Source organism: Pseudomonas sp. RT4P38 (assembly GCF_054897765.1).
This window is the reverse complement of the sequence record NZ_CM142703.1, coordinates 593,492-611,415: the sequence shown is the minus strand read 5'-3', so window position 1 is coordinate 611,415 and position 17,924 is coordinate 593,492. Positions and strand designations below refer to the sequence as shown.

Annotated in this window: 18 protein-coding genes and 1 pseudogene; 14 read left to right on the top strand and 5 right to left on the bottom strand. The window is 59.8% G+C overall.

Going from position 1 to position 17,924, the window contains the following annotated elements; genetic code table 11:
* The first annotated feature begins 34 nt into the window (after nt 1-34).
* The 3 genes from phaZ (at nt 35) to ACYZT7_RS02850 (ending at nt 3,349) form a co-directional block, all read left to right on the top strand.
* Nucleotides 35-889, top strand: coding sequence for a poly(3-hydroxyalkanoate) depolymerase (gene phaZ, locus ACYZT7_RS02860; protein ID WP_462039861.1), 855 nt, complete (start codon nt 35-37; stop codon nt 887-889).
* A 129-nt stretch (nt 890-1,018) separates the two neighbouring features.
* On the top strand, nt 1,019-2,701 hold the full coding sequence (phaC, locus tag ACYZT7_RS02855) for a class II poly(R)-hydroxyalkanoic acid synthase (RefSeq protein ID WP_462039860.1): 1,683 nt from the start codon (nt 1,019-1,021) through the stop codon (nt 2,699-2,701).
* A gap of 27 nt (nt 2,702-2,728) precedes the next feature.
* The gene (locus ACYZT7_RS02850; protein WP_449642748.1) at nt 2,729-3,349 is read left to right on the top strand and encodes a TetR/AcrR family transcriptional regulator; all 621 of its coding nucleotides are present in this window, start codon (nt 2,729-2,731) and stop codon (nt 3,347-3,349) included.
* Nucleotides 3,350-3,463: 114 nt separating this feature from the next.
* Here the strand turns inward: ACYZT7_RS02850 and ACYZT7_RS02845 are convergent, their stop codons facing one another.
* The 3 genes from ACYZT7_RS02845 to ACYZT7_RS02835 all read right to left on the bottom strand — a co-directional run bounded on the left by ACYZT7_RS02845 (nt 3,464) and on the right by ACYZT7_RS02835 (nt 5,195).
* Nucleotides 3,464-4,237 carry a phasin family protein gene (locus tag ACYZT7_RS02845; RefSeq protein ID WP_462039859.1) on the bottom strand — a complete coding sequence of 258 codons (774 nt, stop codon included), beginning with the start codon at nt 4,235-4,237 and terminating at the stop codon, nt 3,464-3,466.
* A gap of 10 nt (nt 4,238-4,247) precedes the next feature.
* The gene (locus tag ACYZT7_RS02840; protein ID WP_462039858.1) at nt 4,248-4,670 is read right to left on the bottom strand and encodes a phasin family protein; all 423 of its coding nucleotides are present in this window, start codon (nt 4,668-4,670) and stop codon (nt 4,248-4,250) included.
* A 249-nt stretch (nt 4,671-4,919) separates the two neighbouring features.
* A complete protein-coding gene (locus ACYZT7_RS02835; RefSeq protein WP_462039857.1) occupies nt 4,920-5,195 on the bottom strand; it encodes a polyhydroxyalkanoic acid system family protein in 276 nt (91 codons plus the stop codon).
* 155 nt (nt 5,196-5,350) lie between these two features.
* Here ACYZT7_RS02835 and ubiE point away from each other — a divergent pair, with 155 nt between their 5' ends.
* From ubiE to ACYZT7_RS02780, 11 genes and pseudogenes are all read left to right on the top strand, one after another.
* Nucleotides 5,351-6,121, top strand: coding sequence for a bifunctional demethylmenaquinone methyltransferase/2-methoxy-6-polyprenyl-1,4-benzoquinol methylase UbiE (ubiE, locus tag ACYZT7_RS02830; RefSeq protein ID WP_007948968.1), 771 nt, complete (start codon nt 5,351-5,353; stop codon nt 6,119-6,121).
* A complete protein-coding gene (locus tag ACYZT7_RS02825) occupies nt 6,121-6,744 on the top strand; it encodes a ubiquinone biosynthesis accessory factor UbiJ (RefSeq protein ID WP_462039856.1) in 624 nt (207 codons plus the stop codon). Before ubiE ends, ACYZT7_RS02825 begins: the two co-directional genes overlap by 1 nt.
* Nucleotides 6,741-8,345, top strand: a complete 1,605-nt coding sequence (ubiB, locus tag ACYZT7_RS02820; protein WP_462039855.1) for a ubiquinone biosynthesis regulatory protein kinase UbiB — start codon at nt 6,741-6,743, stop codon at nt 8,343-8,345. Before ACYZT7_RS02825 ends, ubiB begins: the two co-directional genes overlap by 4 nt.
* 81 nt (nt 8,346-8,426) lie before the next feature.
* Nucleotides 8,427-8,828: a phosphoribosyl-AMP cyclohydrolase gene (gene hisI / locus ACYZT7_RS02815; protein ID WP_149416786.1), complete on the top strand. Its 402-nt coding sequence runs from the start codon at nt 8,427-8,429 to the stop codon at nt 8,826-8,828.
* Nucleotides 8,821-9,153 carry a phosphoribosyl-ATP diphosphatase gene (locus ACYZT7_RS02810; RefSeq protein ID WP_008047820.1) on the top strand — a complete coding sequence of 111 codons (333 nt, stop codon included), beginning with the start codon at nt 8,821-8,823 and terminating at the stop codon, nt 9,151-9,153. The genes hisI and ACYZT7_RS02810 overlap by 8 nt, the downstream gene beginning before the upstream one ends.
* Before the next feature lie 25 nt (nt 9,154-9,178).
* The gene (locus ACYZT7_RS02805) at nt 9,179-9,457 is read left to right on the top strand and encodes a twin-arginine translocase TatA/TatE family subunit (RefSeq protein WP_462039854.1); all 279 of its coding nucleotides are present in this window, start codon (nt 9,179-9,181) and stop codon (nt 9,455-9,457) included.
* Between the two features lie 10 nt (nt 9,458-9,467).
* Entirely contained in the window at nt 9,468-9,929 is a 462-nt protein-coding gene (tatB, locus tag ACYZT7_RS02800; protein ID WP_462039853.1) for a Sec-independent protein translocase protein TatB, read from the top strand.
* On the top strand, nt 9,926-10,720 hold the full coding sequence (gene tatC / locus ACYZT7_RS02795; RefSeq protein ID WP_462039852.1) for a twin-arginine translocase subunit TatC: 795 nt from the start codon (nt 9,926-9,928) through the stop codon (nt 10,718-10,720). The genes tatB and tatC overlap by 4 nt, the downstream gene beginning before the upstream one ends.
* Nucleotides 10,717-11,424, top strand: coding sequence for a 16S rRNA (uracil(1498)-N(3))-methyltransferase (locus ACYZT7_RS02790; protein ID WP_449642756.1), 708 nt, complete (start codon nt 10,717-10,719; stop codon nt 11,422-11,424). Before tatC ends, ACYZT7_RS02790 begins: the two co-directional genes overlap by 4 nt.
* Nucleotides 11,425-11,475: 51 nt before the next feature.
* Nucleotides 11,476-12,555: pseudogene (locus tag ACYZT7_RS02785) on the top strand (methyl-accepting chemotaxis protein); the annotation flags it as partial.
* Complete coding sequence (locus ACYZT7_RS02780; RefSeq protein ID WP_462041731.1) at nt 12,541-13,413, top strand: methyl-accepting chemotaxis protein; 873 nt, start codon at nt 12,541-12,543, stop codon at nt 13,411-13,413. The pseudogene ACYZT7_RS02785 and the gene ACYZT7_RS02780, both read left to right, overlap by 15 nt.
* 50 nt (nt 13,414-13,463) lie before the next feature.
* Here the strand turns inward: ACYZT7_RS02780 and mdoH are convergent, their stop codons facing one another.
* On the bottom strand, nt 13,464-16,034 hold the full coding sequence (mdoH, locus tag ACYZT7_RS02775) for a glucans biosynthesis glucosyltransferase MdoH (protein ID WP_462039851.1): 2,571 nt from the start codon (nt 16,032-16,034) through the stop codon (nt 13,464-13,466).
* Nucleotides 16,027-17,841 (bottom strand): glucan biosynthesis protein G, encoded by a 1,815-nt coding sequence (locus tag ACYZT7_RS02770; protein WP_462039850.1) that lies wholly within the window; start codon nt 17,839-17,841, stop codon nt 16,027-16,029. The genes mdoH and ACYZT7_RS02770 overlap by 8 nt, the downstream gene beginning before the upstream one ends.
* Nucleotides 17,842-17,924 lie beyond the last annotated feature (83 nt).

Sequence of the window (17,924 nt, the reverse complement as noted above, 5' to 3'; positions counted from 1 at the left end):
TGAGATAGCGATACCACCCCACAGGGCTTGAAGCATGCCGCAACAGTTCATATTTCGTACCGTCGACCTGGATGGCCAGACCCTCCGCACGGCGGTACGCCCCGGCAAGCCTCACTTGACGCCCTTGCTGATTTTCAACGGCATCGGTGCCAACCTCGAGCTGGTGTTTCCGTTCGTCGCGGCGCTGGATCCGGACCTGGAAGTCATTGCCTTCGACGTTCCTGGCGTCGGCGGTTCGTCGACGCCAAACCGACCGTATCGCTTTCCGGGCCTGGCGAAACTCACGGCGCGGATGCTCGACTATCTCGACTACGGCCGAGTCAATGTGATCGGCGTTTCCTGGGGGGGGGCCCTCGCCCAGCAGTTCGCTTACGACTATCCCGAGCGCTGTAAAAAACTTGTTCTGGCGGCCACGGCGGCTGGCATGGTAATGGTGCCGGGCAAGCCGAAAGTCCTGTGGATGATGGCCAGCCCGCGACGCTACATCCAGCCGTCTCATGTGATTCGCATTGCACCGATGATCTACGGCGGCGCGTTCCGTCGCGATCCAACGTTGGCAGCAAGCCATGCTGCGAAAGTCCGCTCGGCGGGCAAACTCGGTTACTACTGGCAGCTGTTCGCCGGCCTGGGCTGGACCAGCATTCACTGGCTGCACAAGATTCATCAGCCGACCCTGGTACTGGCCGGTGATGACGATCCGCTGATCCCGCTGGTCAACATGCGATTGCTCGCCTGGCGGATCCCCAATGCCCAATTGCACATCATCGATGACGGGCATCTGTTCCTGATTACCCGAGCCGAAGCGGTTGCACCGATCATCATGAAATTCCTCGAGGAAGAACGGCAGCGTGCCGTGATGCATCCGCATCCGGCGCCATTCGGCGGATAACCGCCCCCGACTTTTGTTAACAAAAAGGGGTCGGCAGGACGCCGCGCCGCGCAACAACCCGTAACAGCGTCTATGGTGTTCTGGTTCGGTGTATCTGTATTTGGCCTGAAGACGAAGGAGTGTTGATTCATGCGCGAAAAACCAGCGAGGGACTTTTTGCCCACTCCCGCCGCGTTCATCAACGCACAGAGTGCGATTACCGGCCTGCGCGGTCGGGACCTGTTGTCGACCCTGCGCAGCGTTGCCGCCCATGGCTTGCGCCACCCGGTGCACAGCGCCCGACACGCCTTGAAGCTGGGCGGTCAACTGGGACGCGTGCTGCTGGGCGAAACCCTGCACCCGACCAATCCGCAGGACAATCGCTTTGCCGACCCAGCGTGGAGCCTCAACCCTTTTTATCGCCGCAGTTTGCAGGCCTACCTGAGCTGGCAGAAGCAGGTCAAACACTGGATCGACGAGAGCAGCATGAGCGCGGACGATCGCGCCCGTGCCCACTTCGCGTTCGCCTTGCTCAACGACGCCATGGCACCGTCCAACAGCCTGCTTAATCCGCTGGCGATCAAGGAAATCTTCAACTCCGGCGGCAACAGCCTGGTGCGAGGTATCAGCCACCTGGTCGACGACTTCCTGCACAACGACGGCCTGCCCAGACAAGTCACCAAGCAAGCTTTCGAGATCGGAAAAACGGTCGCCACCACTACTGGCTCCGTGGTGTTTCGCAATGAGTTGCTGGAGCTGATCCAGTACAAGCCGATGAGCGAAAAGCAGTATTCAAAACCGCTGCTGGTGGTGCCACCACAGATCAACAAGTACTACATTTTCGACTTGAGTCCCGGCAACAGCTTCGTCCAGTTCGCCCTGAAAAACGGTTTGCAGACCTTCATGATCAGTTGGCGCAATCCGGATGTACGGCATCGCGAATGGGGGCTGTCGACGTACGTCGAAGCCGTCGAAGAAGCGATGAACGTCTGCCGGGCGATCACCGGTGCTCGCGAAGTCAATCTGATGGGCGCCTGCGCGGGCGGGCTGACCATTGCCGCGCTGCAAGGGCATTTACAGGCCAAGCGGCAATTGCGGCGAGTGTCCAGCGCAACGTACCTGGTAAGCCTGCTCGACAGTCAGATGGACACGCCTGCGACCCTCTTCGCCGACGAACAGACCCTTGAGGCGGCCAAGCGTCGCTCCTATCAGAAAGGCGTGCTGGACGGCCGCGACATGGCCAAGGTCTTCGCCTGGATGCGCCCGAACGATCTGATCTGGAGCTATTTCGTTAACAACTACCTGTTGGGCAAAGAGCCGCCAGCGTTCGACATTCTCTACTGGAACAACGACAACACACGTTTGCCGGCAGCCCTCCATGGCGACTTGCTGGACTTCTTCAAGCACAACCCGCTGAGTCATCCGGGTGGTCTGGAGGTGTGCGGCACGCCGATCGACTTGCAGAAAGTCACTGTCGACAGCTTCAGCGTCGCGGGCATCAACGACCACATCACCCCGTGGGATGCGGTGTATCGCTCCACCTTGCTACTGGGTGGCGAGCGACGCTTCGTGCTGTCCAACAGCGGTCATGTGCAGAGCATTCTCAACCCGCCCTCCAACCCGAAAGCCAATTTCGTCGAAAGCACGAAACTGAGCAGCGACCCACGGGCCTGGTATTACGACGCCAAGCAAGTCGACGGCAGTTGGTGGACCCAATGGCTGAGCTGGATTCAAGAACGTTCAGGCACGCAAAAAGAAACCGACATGGCCCTCGGCAACCAGAACTATCCACCGATGGAGGCAGCACCCGGTACTTACGTGCGTGTGCGCTGACGTTCAACGAACCATTAAGAAGACTGGATGAAAACCCGCGACCGGATTCTCGAATGTGCTTTGCAGTTGTTCAATCAGAAGGGCGAACCGAACGTCTCCACCATGGAAGTTGCCAATGAAATGGGCATCAGCCCGGGCAACCTCTACTACCACTTCCACGGCAAGGAACCGCTGATTCTCGGGTTGTTCGAGCGCTTCCAGGCCGAACTGGCGCCCCTGCTCGATCCACCGGCCGATGTCGAGCTTGCACCGGAAGATTACTGGCTGTTCCTGCACCTGATCGTCGAACGCCTGGCCCACTACCGGTTTCTGTTCCAGGACCTGTCGAACCTCGCCGGGCGCTTGCCGAAACTGGCCAAGGGCATACGCAACCTGCTCAATGCGTTGAAGCGCACGCTGGCTTCGTTACTCGCTCGATTGAAGGCTCAGGGGCAATTGGTCAGCGAGACCCAGGCACTGGGACAACTGGTGGAGCAGATCACCATGACGCTGCTGTTCTCACTGGACTATCAGCGGATTCTTGATCGCGAAGGTGAGGTGAGATTGGTGGTGTACCAGATCATGATGCTGGTGGCGCCGCACTTGTTGCCGCCGATCAAGGTGGCGACGGAGCAGTTGGCACTGCAATACCTCGAAGAACACGAGTAACCCCCTGTGGGAGCGGGCTTGCTCGCTCCCACAGGGTTCTGCGGTGTCTATAAATCCGTGCACAAATAAAAACGCCCGACCTTAGCAGGCCGGGCGTTTTCTTGAGCCCTGAAATCAGGACTGACTGGTTGGCGTCGATGGAGCTGGCGCGACAGTCGGGGTTGCAGCAAGGGTTGGCGCAGCAGCGGAATTCGATGCGCTGACCGGGGTCGCCGGTTTGGCGGCAGCTACTGCTGGTTTTGGTGCAGCGGCTTTCGGCGCTGCCGGTTTTTTCACAGCTGGCTTCTTCGCTGCGGCAGGTTTTGCCGCTGGCTTGGTTGCCGGTTTGGCCGCAGCGGTTTTCGCGGCAGGTTTCGCTGCGGCAGTTTTGGCCGCTGGTTTGGCAGCCGGTTTAGCGGCAGCCTTGGCCAGTGGTTTGGCAGCAGACTTCGCAGCAGGTTTGGCCGCTGCGGTTTTCGCCGCAACAGGTGCAACCTTGGCACCGGTCAGACGCTCGATCTGCTTGGTCAGGGTATCGACCTTGCTGTGCAGCGCTTTGACTTCATTGCGGCTCGGTACACCCAGGCGCGAAATGGCGCTGTTCAGACGCTTGTCAAAAGCCCCTTCCAGCTCATCCCACTTGCCCAGTGCGCGATCTTTCACGCCGCTGATGCGCGACTTGGCCGACGAAGCAGAGTCCTTGGCGGCATCGACTTTCTTGTCGACAGCGCTCTTGGTGAGCTTCTCGGCTTTCTCGCCGTCTTTAACCAATGTATCGAAGAGCTTGCTGCCGTCAGTGTCGATCTTCGAGTACACGCCTAAACCAGCCAGCCAGATTTTGCGGGAGTAGTCTTCAACCTTCCCGATCCACGAGCTGCCTTCTTTTTCAGTATTCTTTTTACCAGCCATCCCGTTCTCCTTAAGATTTTTGCGCGACGCGTTCGAGCAATGCCGTCAGCTCATCGAGCTTGGCAGAGAGTGTCTCAACGTCATGTTTAGACGGAATGCCGATACGATTCAAGGTACTTGCGACACGCGAGTCAAAAGCCTTCTCGACCTTGTCGAGTTGAACTTCGACCTTACCTTTGAAAGTAGTGACTTCACTCTTGGCTTCATCGATCTCGGCATTCGCTGCTTCAAGTTTCTCGGCAACTACTTTTTTGCCTTTCTTTTCAACGTCTTGACCAGCTTTGATCAACTCTTGAAAGTACTCGTTGCCCTCTTGACCGACCTTGGTGTAGGCCCCCAGGCCTGCCAGCCAGATCTTGCGGGCGTAAGATTTAACGTCGCTCAGAGCAGTCGTCGAAGCGTCGATTTTTTTCTTCAAAATAACTTTGGCCATGGTGCACCTCACGCGCAGAAGGTTTGAGGAACTGCCCGCGAAAGCGTCGGGCTCAGGCACAAAGTAGTGAGAATAATTAGAAACAGCACCCTAACAACTGACACAAACCCTTGGGCACACCACACAAAAACTGTGGGAGCGAGCTTGCTCGCGATGGCGGTGTATCAGACAACATGTATGTTGACTGACATGCCCTCATCGCGAGCAAGCTCGCTCCCACATTTGATCCGATTTCATGCGAAGACCGAATCAAGCCAAGGCTTTATCGAGGGCCTTTTCGATTTCCGATTTGATCGTGCCGCTCATGACCGACATCAACAGGCCAAGTTCGACATCGACCTTGATCGAATTCTCGCCCACATACACCGCGCCTTTCACACCGGAACGTTTGAGGTTCAGGGTGTCACCGGACCATTGCGGTTCCAGGCCATATTGATCGGACAGTTTCTGCGCCAACTTGTCAGCCTTCTCGCGGGCCGCTTCCTTACCCAGGGCGTGGGCACGCTCAACACTAATACGGGCCATCAAATGACTCCTGCTATATGGATACTTTCCTGAAGCATCTTGACCGCTACTGCGGCAAAACGTCCCGGCGGTTACCTATCTTACCTGCAGCCTTGCCAAGACAAAGCAGGCCACCGGGATTAGAATGTCCCGCATTCTCTTCTGGTGACAGCGATATGACTGATCAGCGCAAAGGCAGCGATGCCGAACCCACCACTCACTTCGGTTTCAAAAACGTTCCGGAAAGCCAAAAAGCGGAAAAAGTCGCTGAGGTTTTCCACTCGGTAGCCGCCAAGTACGACTTGATGAACGACCTCCTGTCGGGCGGCATGCACCGTCTGTGGAAGCGTTTCGCGATCGAGCTGTCGGGCGTTCGCACCGGTAACCGCGTGCTGGACATCGCCGGCGGCACGGGCGATCTGACCAAGAAGTTCTCGCACCTCGTTGGCCCGACCGGCCAGGTCGTGTTGGCCGACATCAACGAATCCATGCTCAAGGTCGGTCGTGACCGTCTGCTGGATCTGGGTGTGGCCGGCAACGTCGAATTCGTTCAGGCCGATGCTGAAAAACTGCCATTCCCGGACAACCATTTCGACTGCGTGACCATCGCTTTCGGCCTGCGCAACGTGACCCATAAAGAGGACGCCTTGCGCTCGATGCTGCGCGTGCTGAAACCGGGCGGCCGTCTGCTGGTGCTGGAATTCTCCAAACCGACCAACGCGCTGATGTCCAAAGCCTACGACGCCTACTCGTTCGCCTTCATGCCGCTGATGGGCAAGCTGATCACCAACGACTCGGAAAGCTATCGCTACCTGGCCGAATCGATCCGCATGCACCCGAATCAGGAAACCCTGAAGTCGATGATGGTCGAAGCCGGTTTCGACCGCGTGACCTACCACAACATGACCGCAGGCATCGTCGCCCTGCACCGTGGCATCAAACCCTGATGTTGCTGGCCGGCCTGCTCGCCAGCGCTGAACTCGGTCTGAACCGGGTGCTGCGTCTCGACAGCACGGCGCTTCCGCGGCTGGCGCATTTGAGCGGCAAGGTGATTGCCGTCGACTGCCGCAGTCCGGCGCTGCAAGTGTTCATCCTGCCCAGCGACGAAGGCTTGATGCTGGCTTCCCACTGGGAAACCGGCGCCGACTGCACCTTGCGGGCACCGGCCTCAAGCCTGTTGAAACTGGCAATGAGCAAGGACAAGACTTCGGTCCTGCATGCTCCTGAAGTCGAACTCGACGGCGACAGCGGCGTGCTGCTGGAACTGGCGGCGATCCTTCAGGACCTTGAGCTGGACTGGGAGTACGAACTCGCACGCGTGCTGGGACCTGTCGCCACGCAGCTGCTCGGCGGTCACCTGCGCAGTCGCGCACGCTGGTATCAGCAAGGGTTCGCCAGCTTGAATCAGAATCTTGGCGAGTATTTGGCCGAAGAATCGCGCACCCTCGTCGGTCAGCGCGAAGCTGAAGCCCGTTTCAATGAACTGGACCAGATCAAACTCGACCTGGAACGTCTCGAGGCGCGCTTCGAGCGCCTTTCCCGATCCCTCGACCCAAGCGATAACGCATGAAGCTGCTTGCCGTCCGCCGTTTGTTGCGCATCCAGCGCGTTGTGATTCGCTACCGCCTCGATGACCTGTTGTTCGCCCTGCCATTGCCGTGGTTTCTGCTGGCGCTGCGCTACGCCTTGCCGTGGCGCTGGTTCCCACGCAAGACGCTGGACCTGAGCCGTGGCGCGCGATTGCGTCTGGCGTTGCAGGACCTGGGACCGATTTTCATCAAGTTCGGCCAAATCCTGTCCACCCGCCGCGACTTGTTGCCGGAAGACATCGCTGATGAGCTGATGAAGCTGCAGGACCGCGTGCCGCCGTTCGACTCGCAAGTGTCGATCAAGCTGATTGAAGAGCAGCTCGGCAAAAAGATCAGTGAAGTGTTCAGCCGCTTCGACGTCGAGCCACTGGCCTCGGCCTCGGTGGCGCAGGTGCATGCCGCGCAGCTGAAAACCGGTGAAGAAGTGGTGGTCAAGGTCATCCGCCCAGGCCTGAAACCGATCATCGCGCAGGACCTGGCGTGGCTGTTCATCCTCGCCCGCGCCGCCGAAAAGCTCTCTTCCGACGCGCGCCTGCTGCACCCGGTGGACGTGGTACTGGACTACGAAAAAACTATCTACGACGAACTCGACCTGCTGCGCGAAGCGGCCAACGCCAGCCAGTTGAAGCGCAACTTCGACGGCTCGGAGCTGCTCTACGTGCCGCAGGTCTATTGGGACTGGTGCCGGCCGAAAGTGCTGGTGATGGAGCGCATCTACGGCATTCAGGTCACTGACCTCGCGACCTTGGCTGATCAGCGCACCGACATGAAAATGCTCGCCGAACGCGGTGTGGAGATCTTCTTCACCCAAGTGTTCCGCGACAGCTTCTTCCACGCCGACATGCATCCCGGCAACATCTTCGTCAGCACCGTGAACCCGTGGAGCCCGCAGTACATTGCGATCGACTGCGGCATCGTCGGCAGCCTGACCCCGGAAGACCAGGACTACCTGGCGCGCAACCTGTTCGCGTTCTTCAAGCGTGATTACCGGCGTGTCGCGCAATTGCACATCGATTCGGGCTGGGTCCCGGCGGAAACCAAACTCAATGAATTCGAGGCGGCGATCCGCACCGTGTGCGAGCCGATCTTCGAAAAACCGTTAAAAGATATTTCCTTCGGCCAGGTGCTGATGCGCCTGTTCCAGACCGCCCGGCGCTTCAACATGGAAGTGCAGCCGCAGCTGGTTCTGCTGCAAAAAACCCTGTTGAACATCGAAGGCCTGGGCCGTCAGCTGTACCCGGACCTCGATTTGTGGAACACCGCCCAGCCGTTCCTCGAACGCTGGATGCGCGAACGCGTCAGCCCCAAAGCCTTGATCGGTAACGTGCAGAGCCAGTTCGAACAGCTGCCGCACCTGGCCAACATGGCCCGCGACCTGCTCGAGCGCATGTCCCAACCGCACGCCTACGACCCGCCGCCACCGTGGCACCGGCGCAAGGACGACTGGTTCATGCGCTTGCTCGGCTCTGCGCACCTGGCAGGCGGCACGATACTCGCGGCCGGGGGGCCGTTGAACGAACTGGGCCATTGGCCGGCCGGCATCATGGTGGCCGTCGGTTTGTATCTGGTCGTTCGCCGATAGCCAGAGCCCCCGCACGCTGGCACACTGTTTCAACGCCTGGGCTTCACTAATGAAGTGTGGAGCCCGCTGTCGGAGTCGAAGATGAAAAACTGGCTGGACGAGATTAAGTGGGACGCCGATGGCCTGGTGCCGGCGATTGCACAGGATCACAAGACCGGGCGCGTCCTGATGATGGCCTGGATGAACCGTGAAGCGCTGGAACTGACCGCTGCCGAGAACCGCGCCATTTACTGGTCACGCTCCCGTGGCAAACTGTGGCGCAAGGGCGAAGAGTCCGGCCACGTGCAGACCCTGCATGAGATGCGCCTGGACTGTGACGCCGACGTCATCATCCTGATGGTCGAGCAGGTCGGCGATATCGCCTGCCATACCGGCCGTCAGAGCTGCTTCTACCGCGTCTTCGAGAATGGCGACTGGAAAACCGTCGACCCGGTTCTGAAAGATCCGCACGCTATCTATTCCGCAGGACACACCCATGAGTGACACTCTGACCCGTCTGGCCGAGGTACTGGAAGAGCGCAAAGGCGCCGCTGCCGACAGCTCGTATGTCGCCAGCCTGTACCACAAGGGCCTGAACAAGATTCTGGAAAAAGTCGGCGAAGAGTCGGTCGAAACCATCATTGCCGCCAAGGATGCCGCCATCAGCGGTGACTGCAGCGATGTGATCTACGAAACCGCCGATTTGTGGTTCCACAGCATGGTCATGCTCGCCCAACTGGGTCAGCATCCACAGGCTGTACTCGACGAACTGGACCGTCGTTTCGGTCTGTCCGGACACGCCGAGAAAGCCTCGCGTCCGTCCGCCTGAACAACTATTAGAGAGGAGCAGCAACATGGGCATTTTTGACTGGAAACACTGGGTCGTCATCCTGGTTGTCGTGGTGCTGGTGTTCGGCACCAAGAAACTGAAAAACCTCGGCACGGATGTAGGTGAGTCGATCAAGGGCTTTCGCAAAGCCATGAACGATGAAGACAAGCCAGCTGACCCGACGGTAACACCGGCCCAACCGGTCCCACCCGCTCAGCCACAGACCACACAGTCCGTAAACCAGCCGCACACCATCGACGTGCAGGCGCAAAAAGTCGAAGAGCCGATCCGCAAAGACGTGTGAGCACTGACTAATGTTTGGTATCAGCTTCTCTGAACTCCTGCTCGTCGGCCTCGTGGCCCTGCTGGTGCTGGGCCCCGAGCGTCTGCCGGGTGCTGCGCGCACCGCCGGCCTTTGGGTCGGCCGTCTGAAGCGCAGCTTCAACGCGATCAAACAGGAAGTTGAACGTGAAATCGGTGCCGACGAGATTCGTCGGCAGCTGCACAACGAGCACATTCTGTCGCTGGAGCAGGAGGCGCGGAAGATTTTCACGCCGACTCAGCAGGAGGCTACGCCGGTTCAGCCGGTTGGTCCTGTGGCTGAGCAGACGATTCATGCTCCGATTGCAGAAGCTGCACCTGCCGCTGCACCGACGGAAACAGTGAAAGCTGTTGAACCGGCGCCGGTTGTCGCGTCCGTAGAACCTGTTGCTCCTGCCGCCGCGCCGACAACGCCGGCTCCTCACGACACCACTTTGCCGCCGCGAGTCTCATGAGCGATCTCCCCGAAAATGACCAGCACATGCCGCTGGTTTCGCACCTCACCGAGTTGCGTACCCGTCTGCTGCGTTGTGTAGCGGCGATCTTCATCATATTCGCCGGGTTGTTTGCCTTCACCCAGCAGATCTACACCTTCGTCTCCACGCCGCTGCGTCAGTACCTGCCCGTGGGCGCGACGATGATCGCCACCGACGTGTCGTCGCCGTTCCTGACGCCGCTGAAGTTGACCATGATGGTCTCGCTGTTCCTGGCGATCCCGGTGATCCTGCATCAGATCTGGGGCTTCATTGCGCCAGGCCTGTACAAGCATGAAAAACGCATCGCCGTACCCTTGCTGGTGTCGAGCATCATGCTGTTCTACGCCGGCATGGCCTTCGCCTACTACCTGGTGTTCCCGCTGATCTTCAAATTCTTCGCCGCCGCCACCCCGGCCGGCGTGGAGATGATGACCGACATCAGCAGCTACCTCGATTTCGTCATGACGCTGTTCTTCGCCTTCGGCGTAGCGTTCGAGATTCCGGTGGCCGTGGTGCTGCTGGTATGGATCGGCGTGGTCAACGTCGCTTACCTGAAGAAAATCCGCCCGTACGTGATCATTGGCTGCTTTGTGGTTGGCATGATCCTGACGCCGCCGGACATCTTCTCGCAGACGTTGCTGGCCGTACCGATGTGGCTGCTGTTTGAAATCGGCATCCTGTTCGGTGGCCTGATCAGCAAGCGCGGCGATCATCCGGACGACCAGCCGGTCGACGATCACAACGACCAGCCGCCAGCGACCCAAGCGTGAACCTGCTGCTCCTCGAAGAAGCCGACTTCATTGCGGCCGACCGCGTGATCCTGCGCGATCGCCGGTTGACGCACATGCAGGAAGTGCATCGTTCGGTGGTCGGTGACACCCTGCGGGTTGGGCGTATCGGCGGGCTGATGGGGTCGGCCGAACTGCTGCGCCTGGACGCTGATGAAGCCGAGTTGCGCGTCACCCTCGACCAGCCAGCACCGGCCAAGCTGCCACTGACCCTGGTGCTGGCCCTGCCACGCCCGAAAATGCTCCGCAGGGTGTTTCAGACCGTGGCGGCCATGGGTGTGCCGCGAATCGTGCTGGTGAACAGCTATCGCGTCGAGAAGAGCTTCTGGCAAACCCCGTTCCTTGAGCCCGAGGCGATTCGCGAGCAGTTGATCCTCGGCCTCGAACAGGCCCGGGACAGCGTGCTGCCGGAAATCGTCATTGAGAAACGCTTCAAGCCGTTCGTCGAAGATCGTCTGCCGGCGATCACCGATGGCACCCTCGGACTGGTCGGCCACCCCGGCAATTACCCACCCTGCCCCCGTGGCCTGGACGAACCGGTGACACTGGCCATCGGCCCCGAAGGCGGCTGGATTCCTTACGAAATCGACCTGCTGGGCAAGGCCGGCCTGCAACCGGTGCAGCTCGGCGACCGCATCCTGCGGGTCGAAACCGCCGTCACTGCGCTGCTCGCCCGCCTGTTCTAATCCCTACAGATTCCCGGCTGCCTGCCGATACATTTCCCATAAATCCAACAAATGGTTCGAGGGAGTAGCAGCATGTACCGATGGCTAGCCGAGAAACTGGGGAACGTCAGCGTCAATCGCAAACTGGGTATTGGCTTCGGTCTGGTGCTGCTGCTTACCTTATTGATCACTTTCACCGGTTGGACCGGGCTGAGTGGCGTGATGAGTCGCGGCGATAAGTTGGGGTTTATTGCCAGCCTCAATGACCTGGCCAAAGACCTGCGCCTGGCCCGTCTGGATTACGAAATGCGTCGCGGCGAACAAGGCCCCGGTGCGGTCAACGACCTGCTTGGCCAACTCGATACCGGCCTGAAAACCGCGCGCACGTTGATCGAACAACCGGCCGACATAGCCATGATCGACCAACAACTGGCCGCCGTCAGTGAGTACAAACAAGCCTTCACCGCCATGACCCAGGCTGGAGCCATCCGCGAAGACGCCCGCGGCAAACTCGGCGCCACCGCCGACAACGCCGTGGCCCGTGTCGCCGAAGTCGAAAAATCCATGCTGCAAGGTGACAGCGTCGCCGATTTCAACAGCGTGATCGACCTGAGCAAACTGATCCAGCAAGCACGCTTCCAGGTTCGCGGTTATACCTACAGCGGCAAAACCGAGGCCGAGCAACCCGCTCTGGACGCCATCGACAACGCGCTGAAGAACCTCGAGAGCCTGCCCTCGAAACTGCCGGAACAGCACATCGCCAACCTGCAACAGGCCACTGACTCGCTTAAGGCCTATCGCGCCGCCGTCAGCCAGTTCCGTGACTCTCAGGTTGCCAGCGCCGCAGCCCTCCAACGCATGGCCGATCAAGGCCAGATCCTGCGCGACACCAGCAAAAAACTCACCGTGTCGCAAACCATCGTCCGTGACACCGACGCCGCGCACGCCAAAAACCTGCTGCTGATGGCCACCGTGCTAGCGCTCGCCTTCGGCCTGCTTGCCGCTTGGGCCATCACGCGCCAGATCGTGATTCCCCTGAGCCAGACCCTCAAAGTGGCGGAACGCGTTGCTGCTGGCGACCTGACGCAGAACCTTATTTCTGAGCGTCAGGACGAACTCGGCCAGCTACAGCGCGCCATGCAGAGCATGACCCTGGGCCTGCGCGAGTTGATCGGTGGCATCAGCAACGGCGTTACGCAAATCGCCAGCGCCGCTGAAGAGCTGTCGGCCGTCACTGAGCAGACCCGCGCCGGGGTCAACAGCCAGAAGGTCGAGACCGACCAGGTGGCCACCGCCATGAACGAAATGACCGCCACCGTGCAGGAAGTCGCGCGTAACGCCGAAGAAGCGTCCGAAGCTGCCGTCGCCGCCGACCAGCAGGCCCGCGAAGGTGACAAAGTGGTCGGCGAAGCCATCGCCCAGATCGAACGCCTGGCCAAGGAAGTCGGCAACTCCACCGAGGCCATGGGTCATCTCAAACGCGAAAGCGACAAGATCGGCAGCGTGCTCGACGTGATCAAATCCGTGGCCCAGCAAACCAACCTGCTGGCCCTCAACGCCGCCATCGAGGCCGCCCGTGCCGGTGAGGCCGGACGTGGTTTTGCGGTGGTCGCCGACGAAGTCCGCAGCCTGGCCCAGCGCACCCAGAAGTCCACCGAAGAAATTGAAGAGCTGATCGTCGGCCTGCAAACCGGCACCCAGCAAGTGGCGACCATCATGGACAACAGCCGCAGCCTGACCGACAGCAGCGTCGAACTGACCCGCCGCGCCGGTGGCTCACTGGAAAGCATCACCCGCACCGTCTCGGCGATTCAGTCGATGAACCAGCAGATTGCTGCAGCCGCCGAACAGCAGAGCGCGGTGGCCGAAGAGATCAACCGCAGCGTGCTGAACGTGCGCGACGTATCCGAGCAGACCTCGGCAGCCAGTGAAGAGACCGCGGCCGCCAGCGTTGAGCTGGCGCGGTTGGGGACGCATCTGCAGATGCTGGTGGGCAGGTTCAAGGTTTAATCGGGCGGGCTGATCCGCGCAAAAAAACCCCGCTTTCGCGGGGTTTTTCGTTAGGCCAACTGAGGCTGCACGCTCAGCGGTTTGAGCGGCAACAGCGGCGCATGGGGATCGGCCTTCACCGATTTACGCCACGCCTCCAGCCACTCGGGGTGACCTTCGTTCCAGATCTGCTCATGCAGACGACCCAATGCAACCGGATCACTGAGCAGCTCCACACGCTCATGGTTGGTCAGACCCTCAGGCCCGGCTTTCAGCGCATGACGCACCCGTTCGATCCGCAGCCACTCGATCGGCTCGGCCTGACGGTGACGGGACGTCGCCAGCGAGCACGCCAAGGCGTTCTGCTGTGGATCGACCACTGCCCGGATGAAGCCGTCGTTCAGCGCATGCCAACGGTTTTCGTGGGTGTACTGGTCGGTTGCCAGCAATGCCTGTGGCGGATTGTATTCCTCAGGGATCAGGAACAGGCTTTCGTCACGGGACTTGAGGCCCAGGCCGACTCGACTGGAGATCACCGACACCGGAATCGACAGCATCAACGAACCGACGATCGGCACCAGCCACCAGAGGAAGCTCGGGTTCAGCCAGATCACCAACAGGGCCCAGAAGAAGCCCAACAAGGTTTGCGGACCGTGGCGTTTTACCGCTTCGCTCCAGGGCGTGGAATCGTCGTCACGTTGCGGCGAGTTCCAGGTCGCGGCCCAGCCAAGAAACGCGGCGAGGACGAAACGGGTGTGGAAAATCATCCGCACCGGCGCCAGCAGCATGGAGAACAGCATCTCCAGCAGCATCGACATCGTCACCTTGAACTTGCCACCGAACTCTTTCGCGCCCTTGGCCCAGATCAGGATGATGCTCAACAACTTCGGCAGGAACAGCAGCACGACGGTGGTCGAGAACAGCGCGATCGCCTTGTCCGGGTGCCATTGTGGCCACAACGGATAGAGCTGACGTGGCTCAAGGAAGTACTGTGGCTCCATCAGCGTGTTGACCGCCAGCAGCGCCGTCGACAGCACGAGGAAGAAGAACCACAACGGCGCCGACAAGTAAGACATCACGCCCGTCAGGAACACCGCGCGGTGCACCGGGTGCATACCCTTGACCAGGAACAGCCGGAAGTTCATCAGGTTGCCGTGGCACCAGCGACGGTCACGCTTGAGTTCGTCCAGCAGGTTCGGCGGCAATTCTTCGTAGCTGCCCGGCAAGTCATAGGCAATCCACACGCCCCAGCCGGCACGGCGCATGAGCGCAGCTTCGACAAAGTCGTGGGACAGAATTGCACCGGCAAATGCGCCTTTACCCGGCAACGGCGCCAGGGCGCAGTGCTCGATGAACGGCTTCATGCGGATGATCGCGTTGTGGCCCCAGTAATGGGATTCACCCAACTGCCAGAAGTGCAGACCGGCGGTAAACAGCGGACCGTACACGCGGGTCGCAAACTGCTGCATACGCGCATAAAGGGTGTCCATGCCCGACGCACGCGGCGCGGTCTGGATGATCCCGGCGTCCGGCGTGGCTTCCATCAAGCGCACCAGACTGGTCAGGCATTCGCCACTCATCACGGAGTCAGCGTCGAGCACGACCATGTACTTGTAGTCACCGCCCCAGCGACGGCAGAAGTCGTCGAGGTTGCCGCTTTTACGTTTAACGCGGCGGCGACGGCGGCGATAGAAAATCTTGCCGAAGCCCTTGGCTTCACGGCAGACGTCCAGCCAGGCTTGTTGCTCGGCGACGCAGATATCGGCGTCGTTACTGTCGCTGAGGACAAAGAAGTCGAAGCGATCCAGGTTACCCGTGGCCGCAACCGACTCGAAGGTCGCCCGCAAACCGGCAAACACCCGAGGCACGTCTTCGTTGCAGATCGGCATCACCAGTGCGGTGCGAGCGTCCCTGGGGATCGGCTCGTTGCCGGCGCTTTTACCGGAAATGCGGTATTTGTCGTGACCGGTGAGCAGCTCCAGAAAGCCCATCAACGCGGTCCAGAAACCGGCCGATACCCAGCAGAACAGAATCCCGAACAGAATCAGGATGCTGGTCTGCAGCGCATACGGCAGAACTTGCGTGACGGTTTGCAGGAACGGCTGATGCAGGACTTCGTTCAGGTCGACGAACGACCAGCCCTGGTACGGCATGATGCCTTTCATGTACCAGCCAGCGACGATGGTCTGACCGAGCATCAATACCAGCAGAATGTAGCGGCGGATCGAACCGACGGTACGCCAGCGAGCTGCCGGCAGCACGTTCTCGTCTTTCGGCGGGGCCGGTGGATTGGTGCGACCGGTCAGACGCCGCCAGCCACGCACCAGAATGTTGGTGCGCCATGGCTCCGGCACAACTTTGGTCCGACGAATCGGCGGGGTTGCCCGCAGGCAGACCCGGCCGCTGGCGTCGAGCACCAGCATTTCAGCGTCTGCCAGCTCTTCGGCGGTGTTCAGGGTCAGGCGACGACCCACCGAAGCTTGAGCAGCCTCGGTCGGCGCGTCGAACGTCGAGGACGACAGGCGCTCATGCAATTCGCTGAAAGACTTGCAGCCCGCGAGTTCCGCGCGCTGCTCGTCGGTCATTGGCAGATGCGCCAGATACTCGGCAAGAGTCTCTGGCTGTACTTGAGAATTACTCATCGGCAGGCAACTGGTAGCTCCAGGTCTCGGTCAGGACTTCTTCAGTCGGTGCCGATTCCGGTGTGGCTGGGGCCGCGTCGGCAGCGACTGGCTGCTTGGCGTCTTTGTTGTCCTTGTCCTTGGAATCTGCGGCCGGCTTGGCTTCGGCTTGTTTGGCTTCAGCTTGCTTGGCTTCCTTATCCATCTTCTCTTGTTGCTTGGCGGCAACCTTGTCGGCCTTGGCGACGGAAGAATTGGACGCGGGCACCGATGTTTTGGCCAGGTCGGCAGTCACGATGTTCTTGACCAGTGCAGCACGCATCTCGGTAGGTTTGCCCGGATCCTTGATTTTCATCCGCAGGGTCAGGCGCCAGCCCTTGGTTTCAGGGTTGTAACGTACGTTGTTCTCGACCAGCTCGGCATTCTCGCCAACGCTGACCTGGCTGCGAACGTCCGCAGTTTCCGGCAGTGCTGCAAGGGACGGACCTTCGAAGTCCACCAGATAGGCAACGCTGCCGTCCGGCTGACGGATCAGATTGGACTGTTTCACGTCACCCGTGGAGCGCAGGGTTTGTTGGACCCAGGCGCTGTCCGGTGCGTGAAGTGCGGCTTCGTCGATGGTCCAGTGCATGCGATAAGCGACGTCTAGCGGCTGGCCAGGCTCAGGCAGCTTTTCCGGACTCCAGAACGCAACGATATTGTCGTTGGTTTCGTCGGCAGTCGGAATCTCGACCAGATCGACGGACCCCTTGCCCCAATCGCCTTCTGGTTCGATCCAGGCACTTGGACGCTTGTCGTAGCGGTCGTCGAGGTCTTCGTAGTGGCTGAAGTCGCGGCCACGTTGCAGCAAGCCGAAGCCACGCGGGTTCTCGATGGCGAAGTTGCTCACTGACAGGTGTTTCGGGTTATTCAGTGGACGCCAGATCCACTCGCCATTGCCGGCATGGATCGACAGACCGCTGGAGTCGTGCAGTTCGCGACGGTAGTTCAGTACTTTCGACGGCTGATTGGCGCCGAACAGGAACATGCTGGTCAGCGGCGCAACGCCAAGCTTGGTGACTTTGTCACGCAGGAACATTTTGGCCTTGACGTCGACAACGGTGTCGCTGCCCGGACGCAGGGTCAGGCGATAGGCACCCGTCGCCCGTGGCGAATCCAGCAGAGCAAAGATCACCAGGTGCTTGTCACCCGGTTTTGGCTGTTGAATCCAGAACTCGGTGAACCGCGGGAATTCTTCGCCAGACGGCAAAGCGGTATCAATGGCCATGCCGCGAGCGGACAAGCCATAGGTGTGACCCTTGCCGACAACGCGGAAATAACTCGCGCCGAGCATGGTCATGATTTCGTCTTGCTTGTCGGCCTTGTTAACCGGGTACAGCACACGGAAACCGGCATAACCCAGTTGTTCGGTGGCTTTAGGATCGAACTTTACGTCGCCGAAATCGAACCGACTTGGGTCGTACTTGATCTCTTCGACGGTGTTAGCCGTGATTTCGTTGATTTTCACCGGCGTATCGAAATGCATACCCTGGTGATAGAACGACAGCTTGAACGGCGTTTTCTGATCGGCCCACTCGGCTTTTTCGGTCAGGAAGCGAATTTTTTGATAGTCCGCGAATTTCATCTCGCGGAACTCGTTCGGCAGGTTACTGCGCGCAGCTTCGTATTTCTGCCCGGCCAGCTCTTTTGCCTTGACCGATACATCATCCAGATTGAATGCCCAAAGCTGACCGGCGCTGAGCAGGCAGAGCAGTGCAGAGCCCGCTACCAGAGCGCTTCGAAACCGTTTGGCAGACAATTTTGGTGCATTACAGGGACTAACAATCACGAGCAACCCTCGCCGAAAACAGATCAAAAAACCAACGGCCAGTTAAAGTGCCTGTGAGGTGTGCGGAATGAAAAAACCGACCC

Excerpts from the sequence above, each read along its gene's own strand:
- ACYZT7_RS02810 (WP_008047820.1), top strand. The coding sequence starts at position 8,821 with ATGAGTGACACTCTGACCCGTCTGGCCGAGGTACTGGAAGAGCGCAAA.
- ACYZT7_RS02805 (WP_462039854.1), top strand. The coding sequence starts at position 9,179 with ATGGGCATTTTTGACTGGAAACACTGGGTCGTCATCCTGGTTGTCGTG.
- ACYZT7_RS02850 (WP_449642748.1), top strand. The coding sequence starts at position 2,729 with ATGAAAACCCGCGACCGGATTCTCGAATGTGCTTTGCAGTTGTTCAAT.
- ACYZT7_RS02840 (WP_462039858.1), bottom strand. The coding sequence starts at position 4,670 with ATGGCCAAAGTTATTTTGAAGAAAAAAATCGACGCTTCGACGACTGCT.
- ACYZT7_RS02825 (WP_462039856.1), top strand. The coding sequence starts at position 6,121 with ATGTTGCTGGCCGGCCTGCTCGCCAGCGCTGAACTCGGTCTGAACCGG.
- ubiB (WP_462039855.1), top strand. The coding sequence starts at position 6,741 with ATGAAGCTGCTTGCCGTCCGCCGTTTGTTGCGCATCCAGCGCGTTGTG.
- phaZ (WP_462039861.1), top strand. The coding sequence starts at position 35 with ATGCCGCAACAGTTCATATTTCGTACCGTCGACCTGGATGGCCAGACC.
- ACYZT7_RS02845 (WP_462039859.1), bottom strand. The coding sequence starts at position 4,237 with ATGGCTGGTAAAAAGAATACTGAAAAAGAAGGCAGCTCGTGGATCGGG.
- ubiE (WP_007948968.1), top strand. The coding sequence starts at position 5,351 with ATGACTGATCAGCGCAAAGGCAGCGATGCCGAACCCACCACTCACTTC.
- tatC (WP_462039852.1), top strand. The coding sequence starts at position 9,926 with ATGAGCGATCTCCCCGAAAATGACCAGCACATGCCGCTGGTTTCGCAC.
- phaC (WP_462039860.1), top strand. The coding sequence starts at position 1,019 with ATGCGCGAAAAACCAGCGAGGGACTTTTTGCCCACTCCCGCCGCGTTC.
- hisI (WP_149416786.1), top strand. The coding sequence starts at position 8,427 with ATGAAAAACTGGCTGGACGAGATTAAGTGGGACGCCGATGGCCTGGTG.
- tatB (WP_462039853.1), top strand. The coding sequence starts at position 9,468 with ATGTTTGGTATCAGCTTCTCTGAACTCCTGCTCGTCGGCCTCGTGGCC.
- mdoH (WP_462039851.1), bottom strand. The coding sequence starts at position 16,034 with ATGAGTAATTCTCAAGTACAGCCAGAGACTCTTGCCGAGTATCTGGCG.
- ACYZT7_RS02835 (WP_462039857.1), bottom strand. The coding sequence starts at position 5,195 with ATGGCCCGTATTAGTGTTGAGCGTGCCCACGCCCTGGGTAAGGAAGCG.
- ACYZT7_RS02780 (WP_462041731.1), top strand. The coding sequence starts at position 12,541 with ATGCAGAGCATGACCCTGGGCCTGCGCGAGTTGATCGGTGGCATCAGC.